The organism is Rhodococcus sp. NPDC003322, assembly GCF_053589555.1.
Genome location: NZ_JBSFSC010000001.1, coordinates 637,722 through 649,887 on the forward strand (window position 1 = coordinate 637,722; position 12,166 = coordinate 649,887).

11 protein-coding genes are annotated in these 12,166 nt (G+C 69.7%); 6 read left to right on the forward strand and 5 right to left on the reverse strand.

The window, feature by feature from the left end; all coding sequences use genetic code 11:
* Window positions 1-14: 14 nt before the first annotated feature.
* Genes egtD through egtA form a run of 4 tightly spaced genes read right to left on the reverse strand, consistent with a single transcriptional unit; the run spans window position 15 to window position 4,282 of the window.
* Window positions 15-989, reverse strand: coding sequence for an L-histidine N(alpha)-methyltransferase (gene egtD, locus ACWDUM_RS02950; RefSeq protein WP_450132826.1), 975 nt, complete (start codon window positions 987-989; stop codon window positions 15-17).
* Window positions 986-1,756 carry an ergothioneine biosynthesis protein EgtC gene (gene egtC, locus ACWDUM_RS02955; RefSeq protein ID WP_450132827.1) on the reverse strand — a complete coding sequence of 257 codons (771 nt, stop codon included), beginning with the start codon at window positions 1,754-1,756 and terminating at the stop codon, window positions 986-988. The genes egtD and egtC overlap by 4 nt, the downstream gene beginning before the upstream one ends.
* Window positions 1,749-3,053 (reverse strand): ergothioneine biosynthesis protein EgtB, encoded by a 1,305-nt coding sequence (gene egtB, locus ACWDUM_RS02960; RefSeq protein ID WP_450132828.1) that lies wholly within the window; start codon window positions 3,051-3,053, stop codon window positions 1,749-1,751. Before egtB ends, egtC begins: the two co-directional genes overlap by 8 nt.
* Window positions 3,050-4,282 (reverse strand): ergothioneine biosynthesis glutamate--cysteine ligase EgtA, encoded by a 1,233-nt coding sequence (egtA, locus tag ACWDUM_RS02965; protein WP_450132829.1) that lies wholly within the window; start codon window positions 4,280-4,282, stop codon window positions 3,050-3,052. Before egtA ends, egtB begins: the two co-directional genes overlap by 4 nt.
* Before the next feature lie 154 nt (window positions 4,283-4,436).
* Between egtA and ACWDUM_RS02970 the strand changes: the two genes are divergently transcribed.
* Both ACWDUM_RS02970 and ACWDUM_RS02975 read left to right on the forward strand, forming a co-directional pair.
* Window positions 4,437-5,606 carry an aminotransferase class V-fold PLP-dependent enzyme gene (locus tag ACWDUM_RS02970; protein ID WP_450132830.1) on the forward strand — a complete coding sequence of 390 codons (1,170 nt, stop codon included), beginning with the start codon at window positions 4,437-4,439 and terminating at the stop codon, window positions 5,604-5,606.
* A gap of 52 nt (window positions 5,607-5,658) precedes the next feature.
* Complete coding sequence (locus ACWDUM_RS02975; RefSeq protein WP_450132831.1) at window positions 5,659-6,735, forward strand: CapA family protein; 1,077 nt, start codon at window positions 5,659-5,661, stop codon at window positions 6,733-6,735.
* Between the two features lie 57 nt (window positions 6,736-6,792).
* Here the strand turns inward: ACWDUM_RS02975 and ACWDUM_RS02980 are convergent, their stop codons facing one another.
* Window positions 6,793-8,646, reverse strand: coding sequence for an NAD(P)-binding domain-containing protein (locus tag ACWDUM_RS02980; RefSeq protein ID WP_450132832.1), 1,854 nt, complete (start codon window positions 8,644-8,646; stop codon window positions 6,793-6,795).
* A 154-nt stretch (window positions 8,647-8,800) separates the two neighbouring features.
* Here ACWDUM_RS02980 and ACWDUM_RS02985 point away from each other — a divergent pair, with 154 nt between their 5' ends.
* From ACWDUM_RS02985 to ACWDUM_RS03000, 4 genes are all read left to right on the forward strand, one after another.
* On the forward strand, window positions 8,801-10,078 hold the full coding sequence (locus ACWDUM_RS02985; RefSeq protein WP_450132833.1) for a GAF domain-containing protein: 1,278 nt from the start codon (window positions 8,801-8,803) through the stop codon (window positions 10,076-10,078).
* 193 nt (window positions 10,079-10,271) lie between these two features.
* On the forward strand, window positions 10,272-10,907 hold the full coding sequence (locus tag ACWDUM_RS02990) for a 50S ribosomal protein L25/general stress protein Ctc (RefSeq protein WP_450114070.1): 636 nt from the start codon (window positions 10,272-10,274) through the stop codon (window positions 10,905-10,907).
* A gap of 95 nt (window positions 10,908-11,002) precedes the next feature.
* The gene (gene pth / locus ACWDUM_RS02995) at window positions 11,003-11,581 is read left to right on the forward strand and encodes an aminoacyl-tRNA hydrolase (protein ID WP_450114069.1); all 579 of its coding nucleotides are present in this window, start codon (window positions 11,003-11,005) and stop codon (window positions 11,579-11,581) included.
* Window positions 11,582-11,709: 128 nt separating this feature from the next.
* Window positions 11,710-12,147 carry a hypothetical protein gene (locus ACWDUM_RS03000; protein ID WP_450132834.1) on the forward strand — a complete coding sequence of 146 codons (438 nt, stop codon included), beginning with the start codon at window positions 11,710-11,712 and terminating at the stop codon, window positions 12,145-12,147.
* Window positions 12,148-12,166 lie beyond the last annotated feature (19 nt).

The following is a 12,166-nucleotide window of genomic DNA, read 5'->3' on the forward strand; positions in this document are numbered from 1 at the left end:
CCGGTTTCGGCGTCTCACCCCACTCGATCGGCGAGGATGAGCGCGAAGCGCTCCCCGGAATCGGTCCACACCCGATCGCTGCCGAAACCCGCGGCGTCGAGCTCCTTGCAGATGCCCTCGACCCGGAACTTCGCGGAGATCTCGGTCCGCATCTGCTCCCCCTCCGCGAAGGCCACGTGAAGGTCGAGCGCCGGAATCCGAACCTTGACCGGTTCGACCGCCTCCACCCGCATCTCGATCCACTCGTTGCGTGAATCCCACAGGGCCACATGCCGGAAACTCGACAGGTCGAAGTTCGCTCCCAGTCGCTCGTTCAGCACCGACAGCACGTTCAGGTTGAATTCCGCAGTCACCCCGGCCGCGTCGTCGTACGCCGGCACCATGACCGAAGGATCGGTCACCAGACCGACACCGAGCAGCAGCTGCTCCCCCTCCTCGAGCACCTCGGCGACGGACCCCAGGAACTCCGCCCGGTCGTCGGGCACCAGATTCCCCAGCGTCCCACCGAGAAACGCGATCATCCGCCGCCCGCCGCGCGGAAGGTTGTGCAGGGTGTCGGTGAAGTCGCTGACGATCCCGTGCACCGTCAACGACGGAAACTCCCGGGCCAGATCGTGCACCGAGGAATCCAGTGCGGCCACTGACACGTCCTGCGGCACGTATCTTTCCAGCGTCCCCCGGGCAGCGAGGGCATCGAGCAGCAGCCGGGTCTTCTCCGACGACCCGGAACCCAATTCGACCAGGATCTCGGCCGACGTCGCCTCGGCGATGTGCCCGGCACTGGCTCTCAGCAGTTCCCGCTCGGTCCGGGTCGGGTAGTACTCGGGCAGCCGGGTGATCTGCTCGAACAGCCGGCTGCCGCGGGCGTCGTAGAACCATTTCGGCGGCAGCCACTTCGGCACCGAGGTCAGCCCGATCCGGGCATCGACTCGCAGGTTCTCGTCCAGCTGTTCCGGCGACAGGTGTACCTCGATCGTCGGTTCGATCATGACCGCTTCTCCCCTTCCGTGCCCACCATGGCCAGTTCCGTGATCCGCAGATGCCCGGGCCGGGCGTCCACGGCGTGCAGGTCCGGCACCGTCACCCAGCCGTCGTGGTCGTCGATCGGCTCCGAAGCCACCAGCACGCTCGCTTCCTCCACCCGCACCGACAGCGCATGATCGACCGCGGTCGCCCACACCCCGACGCCGTCGCTGAGCAACAGGTTCAGCCGCGACCGCGGTGCCGCCTCCAGCACCTCCGCAACCACCTCACGCAGCGCGTCGGCCGGCGCCGTCACGGCGAGTCGCCGGCGCACCAGCGTCCACAGCAACGCCGAGTCCGTCAGCGCGGGCATCCTGAGCAGCTCCACCGCGGGGAGCCACTCGGCAAGGGCAGCAACAGAATCCGGCCAGCCATCGATTCTTCCGTTGTGGCTGAACGCCCACCGCTCGTGGGTGAACGGCGCACACGCCTCGGCGACGATGGGCATACCCTCCGTCGCAGACCTGACGGCTCCCATCACGCCCGACGACGCGACCTGGGTCAGGACACCGACGACCGCGGGGTCCGACCAGATCGGCCTCGCGTTTCGATACGCGGTCGCGCCGGCGCCACTCTCGGGCCACCACGCGACACCGAATCCATCGGCGTTGATCGTGCCGCCGCCGCGCATGTCGGTCGGCGCCCAGGACTGCGTCACGAGGCTGTGCGACCCCGCGGCGAGAACGTCTGCGACGGACCGCCGTGGGCCCAGGTACGCGATGTGTCTACACATCCGCGGCGACGTCTCGTGCGCAGCGGAACCCGGCGAAGATCTGCCTGCGGATCGGGTGATCCCAGTTCCGGAAGGTCCCGCGGCACGCCACCGGGTCGGTGCCGAACGATCCTCCGCGCAGCACCTTGTAGTCGCCGCCGAAGAAAACCTCCGAGTACTCCCGGTACGGGAAGGCCGAAAACCCTGGGTACGGAAGAAAATCCGAGCTCGTCCACTCCCACACGTCGCCGATCAGCTGATGGACGCCGAGCGGAGACGCCCCGGCCGGGTAGGCGCCGACCTCGGCCGGTTCGAGGTGCCGCTGCCCCAGGTTCGCGTTCGCCTCGGCGGGTTCCGAATCGCCCCACGGAAACCGCCGTGACCGCTGCGTCGCCGGATCCCACCGGGCCGCCCGCTCCCATTCCACCTCGGTGGGCAGGCGCCGGCCCGCCCACCGCGCGAACGCCTGCGCCTCGAAGAAGCACACGTGCACCACCGGTTGCAGCGGGTTCAGCGGAGTCATCACCCCGAACGCCCGACGCCACCAGGTGCCGGACGAGTCCTGCTCCCAGAACTGCGGCGCCTCCAGCCCCGCCGACTGCCGGTGCGACCAGCCGCGCTCGCTCCACAGCTCGGGTCGTTCGTAGCCACCGTCCGCGACGAACTCCAGGTACCGGCCGTTGGTCACCGGCGCGGTGTCGATCGCGAAGGACGCCGTCGTCACCCGGTGTGCGGGACGCTCGTTGTCCAGCGCCCACGGGTCGGTCGACGTGCCCATCTCGAACCCGCCGCCGGGCACCACCACCTCCTCCGGGAGCGCCACGGCCCGTCCCGGCGCAACCGGGGCGGTCAGCACCGGCGGCCCGCTGCGCAACTGGTGGGTGGCGAGCATCGTCTCGTCGTGCTGCTGCTCGTGCTGGGCGATCATCGCGAACGCGAACCCGTCCTGTTCGAGTCGCCTGCCCCGCAGCGTCGAGCGATCCAGGACCTCCCAGGACTTCTCCCGCACCTGCGCCACATATCGGCGCGCCTCACTCGGATTCAACAGCGGCAGAGCAGGTCTCGTGGATCTTGCATGCCGGAACGCGTCGTATAGATCGTCGATGTCGTTGCGCACCGGCTCACATCCACCGACGTCGCGCACCAGCCACAACTCCTCCTGGTTGCCGATGTGCGCGAGGTCCCACACCAGTGGTGACATCAGCGGCGAGTGCTGCGCGACCAGATCGCCGTCGTCGACGGAGTCGGTCAACGTGCGACTGCGGTCACGCGCCCGGGTCAGGTGCGCCGCGAGGATCTCGCGGGTCGCCTCTCTCATCGGTCCGTGTCCTCGGTGACGGTGCGGCCCCGACGACATCGCCGGGCGGCGAGGCCGAGGTCGTCGGCGTAGCATGCGGATCCGGACGCCGCGAGGTCGAGCAGATCTGCTGCGGCGGCACGTAATTCGTAGTCCCGCAGGCCACATTCGGCGGCGTCGCGCCAGCGTCCCGCGGTGCCCGCTGCCAGCGCGGTCGCCTCCGCGATCGTCGCCGGGTCGCCGAGCAGCGCGCCGATCGCCGCGATCGGAACCCGCCACGACCCGCCCGGCTGAGCGTCGAGGTACCGGACCTCCAGGTGACCCGCGGCGCGGACGGGCGGGAAGAGGGTGGTCAGGTGGTAGTCCAGGTCGTCCCGGCCGGGTCGCCGACCGATCTCCGAATCGAGTTCGCCGGAAAGCCAATCCGCGAAACTCGCGTCCCCTGCGACCGACCAGTCGTCCGGCCGGTCCTCGGACCCGCCGCGTACGCACAGCAGTGGTGCATCCAACGCCCAGCGCGCGTAATCGCCGATCGGATCGGCCAGCGGCGGCGGATCGGTGCGTCCGCGATCGAGTTCGAGCCACGACCGCATCCGCTGCGAGGACCACGTCCCGGCCGGGATGCCCCGCATCCGGGGCGAACAGGCGAACGCTGCCAGCAGCGCCGGACCGACCGCGTACAACGCCGTCCAGCGGGCCGCGACCTCGCCGGTGTCGGTGCCGGCATCGACACTGACCTGGGTGGCGGTGGTGTTGCACATCATCAACCGCCCGAACGGACCAATCCGGTCGAAACGCCTCTGCATCGCCGCGTATCTGGGTGCGGGGAGGATCCGCTCGGCCGGGCGGTCGACGTCCGCGGCCGCATCGCAGGTGGTGATCCCGGCGCCGGCGAGCAATCGGCGCAGGTGCTCGGTGTCCGAGCCGAGCCCGCTGCACAGGTCGTCGACCGTGGTCGATGGCGGACTGGAGAGTTCGATCTGTCCGCCGGGCTCGAGGGTGACGCGACTGCCGCCGGGCAGCGGGTCGGCCGGCGAGGTGGGGTCGATCGTGGTCGGGGCGTGTGATCCGAGTGCGTCCGTGAAATCCGAGGGGCGCGGGCGCCCGCCGTCGCGGGCGAAGGTCAGCCATTCCAGTTCGGCGCCGATCAGCGCGGGCGGGCCGAGTTTGAAACAGACCCCACCGACGTACGCCTCCGCCGCGGCCCTGGTGGTGAGCCGGGCCGATCCCGTGTGTGTGGCCATGGTCATCGCCGTGCTCCGATCCTCGGACGGCACTCGTGCGGCATGTACGGATCACAGAACGTGACCGAGGGTAGACCGGTTCCGCCGTCCGTGTCACCCGTGCGGAAGCCGACGCGCGGGTAGCGTCGACGCCAGCCGTCGACCACCGCGGGAGGACCCGATGCTCGATCAGGACCGTGTCCGAGCCGACACACCCGGCTGCGTGGATCGCGTCTTCCTCGACAGTGCCGGATCGTCGCTGCCACCCGCACCGGTTCTGGACGAGGTGATAGCCCACCTGCGCCGGGAGGCCGAGATCGGCGGCTACCTCGCGGCGGCGGAACGCGCCGACGACCTGGCCGAGGTCAAGGTCGCGCTGGCGCAGCTTCTCGGCGCCCAGCCCACCGACCTGGCGCTGGTCGAGAGCGCCACCCGCGCCTGGGCCGACTTCTTCTACGCGGTCCCCCTGTCGGCCGGTGACCGGATCCTGATCACCGAGGTCGAGTACGCGAGCAACGCCATCGCCGCGCTGCAACGCGCCCGGTCGACCGGCGCGATCGTCGAAGTGGTGCCGTCCACGCCTGCCGGCGAGATCGACCTCGACGCCCTCCACCGGATGCTCGACGAACGGGTGCGGATCGTCTCCCTGGTGCACGCCCCGACCAACGGCGGCCTGCTCAACCCCGTGCGGGAGGTGGTCGACCTCGCACACGGGGTCGGCGCGCTGGTGCTGCTCGACGCCTGCCAGTCGGTCGGGCAGGTACCGATCGACGTCCACGACCTGGGCGTCGATGCCCTGTCCGCCACCGGGCGCAAGTGGTTGCGCGCTCCCCGCGGCACCGGCTTCCTCTACCTGCGCCCCGAACTGGCCCGGACGATGGAACCGGCGACCCTCGACCTGCACGGCGCACAGTGGGCGGAGGAATCCGGGTACCGGCTCGCGCCGGACGCCTCCCGATTCGAGTTCTGGGAATGCTCGGTCGCGGGCCGCCTCGGTCTCGGTGCCGCTGTCCGCTACCTCCTCGACCTCGGGGTCGACGAGGTCGAGGCCGCGGTGTCGGCGAGAGCGGAGTTCGCCCGCACCGAGCTCGCGGCACTGCCCGGGGTCACCGTTCGCGACCTCGGCGGTCACCGCACCGGCATCGTCTCGTTCACCGTCGATGGCCTCGACCCCAACAGCGCACGAGAAGCGCTGGCGGACAGGAAGATCACCGTCACGGTGAGCGGCCGCGGTTCGACGTTCGTCGACATGACCCGCCGAGGGCTCGACGGCGTGCTGCGCGCGTCCCCGCACTACTTCAACACCTTCGACGACCTCGAGCGCCTGGTCGCGGCGGTCGCGGGACTGTGATCGGCCGCGATCCACACTCTCCGTCCGGCGCTCCGGACGCTAGCGTTGAGGTGTGCCGAGCACGGTGACACTGTTCCTCGCCGGGGACGTGATGACCGGACGGGGTGTCGATCAGATCCTGCCGCATCCGGGCAACCCACAGCTGCGCGAAGGACTGGTGCGGGACGCACGAGACTACGTCGCACTGGCCGAACGGAGGAACGGACCGATCCCACACCCGGTCGGATTCGACCACCCATGGGGTGTCGCGCTGTCCGTGCTCGACGGCGCCGAGCCGGACGCACGGATCGTGAACCTCGAGACATCGGTGACCACGTCGCGGAACTACGCGCCGGGCAAGGGCATTCACTATCGGATGCACCCGGAGAACATCGGGGTGCTCGACATCGCGCGGATCGACGTGTGCGCGTTGGCGAACAATCACGTCCTCGACTTCGGCAGGCGCGGACTGCTCGAGACAGTGGACGTGCTGGAGTCTGCGGGTCTGCGGCCCGCCGGGGCCGGCCGCGACGACCGCCGGGCCTGGGCGCCGGCGACGATCCCAGTTGGTTCCGGTCGGGTGCTGGTGTGGTCGACGGGATCGGCGTCCAGCGGAATCTCCCGCCGGTCCGCGGCCGCTCCGGGGCGTCCCGGGGTGGCAATGCTGCCGAACCTGTCGGACGCGACCGCTGCCCATGTGCTCGACCGGATCGACACGATCCGTGGCCCCACCGACCTCGTGGTGGTCTCGGTGCACTGGGGATCGAACTGGGGATACGACGTTCCCGGCGACCAGGTTCGGTTCGCGCACCGACTCGTCGACGGCGGTGTCGACGTCGTGTACGGCCACTCGTCGCACCACCCGCGGCCGGTCGAGATTCATCACGGGCGCCCGGTGCTGTACGGCTGCGGTGACCTGATCAACGACTATGAGGGCATCGGCGGGTACGAGCGGTTCCGGGACGACCTGCGGCTGCTGTACCTGCCGGTCTTCGCCGCGGACACGCGGGAACTGCGGGAGCTGCGGATGGTGCCGGTGCGGGCCCGGCGCATGCGGCTCGAGCACGCAACCCGGGAGGAGGCTCGGTGGTTGAGGGAGACGCTCGGGGTGGGCGACGCGAGCCGTCACGGGGTGTGGATCACCCCGTGACGGCTCGTCGGCATGTTTCGGTCCGCGCCCGCACCCCGGGCTCGACGCGGAAGCGGGTCAGCTCAGGTGGTGGACTTCCTGCATCCCGTAGACCGGGGTCGGGATCCCCTCGTAGCGGGCCTTGAGCTGGAGTGCCAGGTACAGCGAGTAGTGCCGGGACTGGTGCAGGTTGCCGCCGTGGAACCAGAGCGCCTCCTGCTGGGTGGGCTTCCACATGTTGCGCTGCTCGCCCTCCCACGGCCCCGGATCCTTGGTGGTGTCCGACCCGAGACCCCAGCACTTGCCGACCCTGTCGGCGATCTCCTGGCCCATCAGGTCGGCGGCCCAGCCGTTCATCGATCCGTAGCCGGTCGCGTAGACCACCACGTCCGCTTCGAGTTCGGTACCGTCCTCGAGGATCACGGACGTCTCGGTGAGTTCACGAACGTTGCCGTGTGCGAGCTTGATGTCGCCGTTCGCGACCAGCTCGGCGGCGCCGACGTCGATGTAGTAGCCCGACCCGCGGCGCAGGTACTTCATGAACAGGCCGGACCCGTCGTCCCCCCAGTCGTGTTCGAAGCCGACCGACTCGAGACGGTCGTAGAAGTCCTTGTCCCGCTGCCGGATCGCGTCGTAGACCGGGATCTGGAACTCGTGCATGATCCGGTACGGCATCGACGCGAACGTCAGATCCGCCTTGTGCGTGGTCATTCCGGCAGCCAGGGCCCGCTCGGAGTACAGGTCGCCGAGCCCGAGTTCCATCAGCGAATCGGACTTGACGATGTGCGTCGAGGACCGCTGCACCATCGTCACATCCGCGCCGTGCTCCCACAGTGCGCCGCAGATGTCGTGGGCGGAGTTGTTGGCGCCGATCACCACGGCCTTCTTGCCCGCGTAGGCGTCCGGGCCGGGATGCGCGCTGGAGTGGTGCTGGTCGCCCGTGAACTTCTCCATGCCGGGGAAGGACGGCACGTTTGCCTTGCCGGACATGCCGGTCGCCAGCACCAGCTGCCTGGGCCGCAACGTGATCGGCTCACCGTCCCGCTCCACCTCGACCGTCCACACCCCGAGCTTCTCGTCGTAGGACGCGGACGTGCAGCTGGTCTTCGACCAGTACGGCACCTCCATCACCTTCGTGTACATCTCGAGCCAGTCGCCGATCTTGTCCTTCGGCGCGAACACCGGCCAGTTGGCGGGGAACGGCAGGTACGGAAGGTGGTCGTACCAGACCGGGTCGTGCAGGCACAGCGACTTGTAGCGCCCCCGCCACTGGTCGCCGGGACGGTCGTGCTTGTCCAGCACCAGGGTCGGCACCCCGAGCTGACGCATGCGGGCGCCGAGAGCGATGCCGCCCTGACCACCGCCGACGATCACCACGTACGGCTGGGTCGTGTACCCGAGCTCGCGTTCCTCGATCTCCCGTCGCTCGGACCAGGTCACCCGGTCCCGGTCGGCGCCGTGCTCGGCACCCTTCGGCCGGCGCACGCCCAGCCCCTCCTCGTGGCCCTTGAGCTCCTGAAGCGTGGTCAGCAGCGTCCACGCCCCCTCGTCGCCGAGTCGCAGGTGGCCCTCACCGCGCCCGGTTGCGGTCTCGAACCCGATCCACGCGGTCACCACACCGTCCGCCTCGGTCGGCACCTCGATCGTGTGGAAACCGGACGGGTCGGTGTCGTCGAGGCGATCACGGAGCATGTCCGTGACGCCGTCCCGGCCCTCGACCGTCGTGATGTTCCACGTGAACGAGACCAGGTCACGCCAGAAGCTGTCGGTGGCGAAGAGACCGGCCGCGGCATCGACATCACGGGCCGCGAGCGCGGACTCGAACGCCGCCAGCCAGGCGTCGACCCGCTGCTGGGGGGTACCGGTGCCGTATCGAGTCGCCACCACGCTCCCCGTCGCTTCGCTCGTGACCGGTTCGAGTGTCTGAGTCATGGCGCAATCCCTTCCGTTTGCCGTGTGATGCAGAGCACACCGCGTCCCGGGCCGGGCAACAAGCGTTGCAGCGCGTTGCATCACACGGCCGGGGGCTGTGACACCCGCCACAGCACGGCCTATGCTCGCGGGACCAGCAACGAAAGTGGAGGTCGTGGGCAATTTCAGTGCCACGGGTTACGGGGCGATCGAGCCGGGTACGGACCTGTCCCGGCACGCCCGTGACCTGGTCCGCATGCACGAGGCGGTGATCGGCGGGGGCCGCTCCGCGCTGCAACCACGCGCGGTGGTGCAGCGGTCGTGGAGTCGGGTTCTCGGCTCCGGACTCGCCCCGGACGGCGCCAACACCCGCTCGCTACTCCCCCTCGACGAGATCGAAGGGCGCCGTAGGCGCTCCGCGTTGGCAGAGGTGATCGCCGATCTGGACCAGGTGATCTCCACGGTCGCCGAGGTATCGCACATGCTCATGGTCGTGGCCGACGCCGACGGCGTCATCCTCTGGCGCTCGGGTTCGGCGAAGGTGCGCAGTCGCGCCGACTCACTCGGGTTCCGGGAGGGCGCCGACTGGACCGAGACCACCGTCGGCACCAACGCGATCGGCACGGCACTGACGGAAGCCGCTCCGGTGCAACTGTTCTCGGGGGAACACTTCGAGCAGTCCCAGCATCCCTGGTACTGCACCGCCGCCCCGATCCACGACCCCCGCACCGGCGAACTGCTCGGTGTCGTCGACGTCAGCGGTCCCGCACTGACGCTGCACCCCGCCGTCACCGCCCTCGTCGAGACCGCCGTGCGACTGGCGGAAGCACAACTGTGGCGGCACCACCAGTCGAACCTGGAACGCCTGCGTTCGGTGGCCGCGCCACTGCTGGCGTCGACGTCCGGGCCCGTCCTCCTCGTCGACGAGCACGGCTGGGTCGCGCAATCCTCCGGAGTCGCGGCCACCAAACGGATCGCCGCACCCCGGACCGACCGCACCCTGACCGTCCCCGGCCTGGGCGTGTGTACCCCCGAACGCATCGGCGACGGCTGGCTGGTGCGACCGGACGGCCCCGGCACCCGCATCGCGATGGAACTCGACCTGTCCGGACCGCCGGTCGTGGTCGTGACCGGCTCCGAGTCCACCTGGCGCGCCCCCCTGCCGCGACGGCACGCCGAGATCCTGCTGCTGCTGCACCACAGCGGCCCTCGGGGTCTGTCCGTCACCGAACTGAGCTCCGGCATATACGGAGACCCGGACCACGCGGTCGCGGTGCGAGCGGAGATCTCCCGACTGCGCCGCGCACTCGGATCCGTGGTCGACGGCCGTCCGTACCGGCTCGCAGACTCCGTGCAGTTGCGACTGGTCCTCGGGGACGCGGAACGCCTCGCGGACTGCGCATTCGTCCTGCAGTCCACCAGTCCCGGCATCCGTGCGCTCACCGGCGGATAGCGGGGCATCCCCTCGTCGGGTATGCTGTCCTGCGTTGTCTCGGCGAGGGTGAACCCGCATGCGCAGGCTCACCGTGATCGACGCGGCCATGGCTACTCCTTCGAGCAGTGCTCCGGGGCCGTGCGCGTCCGTCTGCCCCCGTCGAGCCGGCACCCCAAGCAAATTCTGATGTGATCCGTAGGAGCCATTCCCCATGTCGACCGACGTCAACAACCTCAAGGCCGCCGTCCGCACCGAGTTCGGCAAGGGTGCTGCCCGCCGTGCCCGCCGCGACGGCAACGTTCCCGCCGTGCTGTACGGCCACGGCACCGAGCCGCAGCACCTGAGCGTGAACGCCCGTGAGTTCGCTGCCATTCTGCGCGCGCACGGCACCAACGCCGTCGTCACCCTGGACATCGAGGGCACCGAGCAGCTCGCGCTGACCAAGTCGGTCGTCGTGCACCCGATCCGCCGCCACATCGAGCACGCCGACCTGCTCGTCGTGAAGAAGGGCGAGAAGGTCACCGTCGAGGTTCCCGTCGTCCTCACCGGTGAGGCCGCTTCCGGCGCCCTGGTCACCCAGGACGTCACCACCATCAAGCTCGAGGCCGAGGCCCTGCACATCCCCGAGCAGATCGAGATCTCCATCGAGGGCGCCGAGGCCGGCACCCAGATCCTGGCCGGCGGCGTCGAGCTGCCCGCCGGTGCGGCCCTGCAGGACGACGCCGAGCTGCTGCTCGTCAACATCGTCGAGGCCCCGTCCGCCGAGTCCCTCGAGGGCGAGGGTGCAGGCGAGGAGGGCGCCGCGGCTCCCGCCGAGGCCGCTGCCGAGGGCGAGTCGGAGGCTTAGTCTCCCAACCTCGGAACACATCAGTTGACGTCGACGACGCGTCGCCCACTCCGGGCGGCGCGTCGTCGCGTTTCACCAGGACAGGAACTTGAGCGTTGAGCGAGCCGAACGACACCGCACTCGTCGTCGGGCTGGGCAACCCCGGACCCCAGTACGAGAAGACCCGGCACAACATCGGATTCATGGTCGTCGAGACCCTGGCGGACCGGGAGCGGTCCCGCTTCGGCGTCCACAAGAAGTCCGGCGCCGACGCCGTCACCGTCCGCATCGCGGGCCGTCAGGTGATCCTCGCGAAGCCCCGGTCGTACATGAACCTGTCCGGTAAGCCGGTCGCCGCGCTCGCCCGCTTCTTCTCCGTCGACCCCGGCAACATCGTCGTCGTGCACGACGAACTCGACCTCGATTTCGGCACCCTGCGCCTGAAACTCGGGGGCGGAGAAGGCGGCCACAACGGCCTGCGGTCCATCTCGCAGGCCCTCGGCACCAAGGACTACCTGCGCACCCGCGTCGGCATCGGACGCCCGCCCGGCCGCATGGACCCCGCCGACTACGTGCTCAAGCCGTTCTCGTCGGTGGAGCGCAAGGAACTGGACCTCGTCCGCGAGGAGGCCGCCGACGCCGTCGAACTGCTGCTGCGCGTCGGACTGGAGGCGGCACAGAACCAGCTGCACTGAACACCTGATCGCGTAGCCGACTACGCGTGTGCCACTCCTCGGCGGGCCGGACGATGAAGTTCCTTCACCCCACGCCCTCGGGACAACTCCCGAGGCCCGGGACACCACCCACGAGGAAGGGACACGTCATGAAACTCTTCGCGCCTCTCGCAATCGGGGCGGTCCTCGCGCTGCCCCAGTTCGCGGTCGCACCGGCCGCGACCGCCCAGAACCACGGACCCGACGTCCCCGCGATCTGGCTGACCACCTATCGGCAGTCCATCGTGTGCGGCGACGGCGTCTGTGCCCCGGTGGGTGACGGTGTCGCCCGGGTGAGGATCAACGGCGACCATTTCACCGTGAAGAGCCCGGTCGACCTCACCGTCCGGCGGTCCGACGGCACGGCCTCCACGTTCACCACGACGACCCGGACCCTGCCCGAATTCGTCGCCGGCGCGTTCAGCTACGAGTCCTCGGTGCTCGACGACTGCGACGGAAATGCCGACGTCTACGTCCGGGCCCGCGACATCGCGTCCAACCGCTGGTCCGCCGAGGTTCCCGTCAGCGACGCCTGCGCCACCTCGTGATCGCTCGGCTCGTCACCCT

Bases quoted from the DNA above. Each gene is read 5' to 3' on its own strand.
- ACWDUM_RS02990 (WP_450114070.1), top strand. From the start codon at position 10,272: ATGTCGACCGACGTCAACAACCTCAAGGCCGCCGTCCGCACCGAGTTC.
- egtC (WP_450132827.1), bottom strand. From the start codon at position 1,756: ATGTGTAGACACATCGCGTACCTGGGCCCACGGCGGTCCGTCGCAGAC.
- egtD (WP_450132826.1), bottom strand. From the start codon at position 989: ATGATCGAACCGACGATCGAGGTACACCTGTCGCCGGAACAGCTGGAC.
- ACWDUM_RS02980 (WP_450132832.1), bottom strand. From the start codon at position 8,646: ATGACTCAGACACTCGAACCGGTCACGAGCGAAGCGACGGGGAGCGTG.
- ACWDUM_RS02970 (WP_450132830.1), top strand. From the start codon at position 4,437: ATGCTCGATCAGGACCGTGTCCGAGCCGACACACCCGGCTGCGTGGAT.
- egtB (WP_450132828.1), bottom strand. From the start codon at position 3,053: ATGAGAGAGGCGACCCGCGAGATCCTCGCGGCGCACCTGACCCGGGCG.
- ACWDUM_RS03000 (WP_450132834.1), top strand. From the start codon at position 11,710: ATGAAACTCTTCGCGCCTCTCGCAATCGGGGCGGTCCTCGCGCTGCCC.
- egtA (WP_450132829.1), bottom strand. From the start codon at position 4,282: ATGACCATGGCCACACACACGGGATCGGCCCGGCTCACCACCAGGGCC.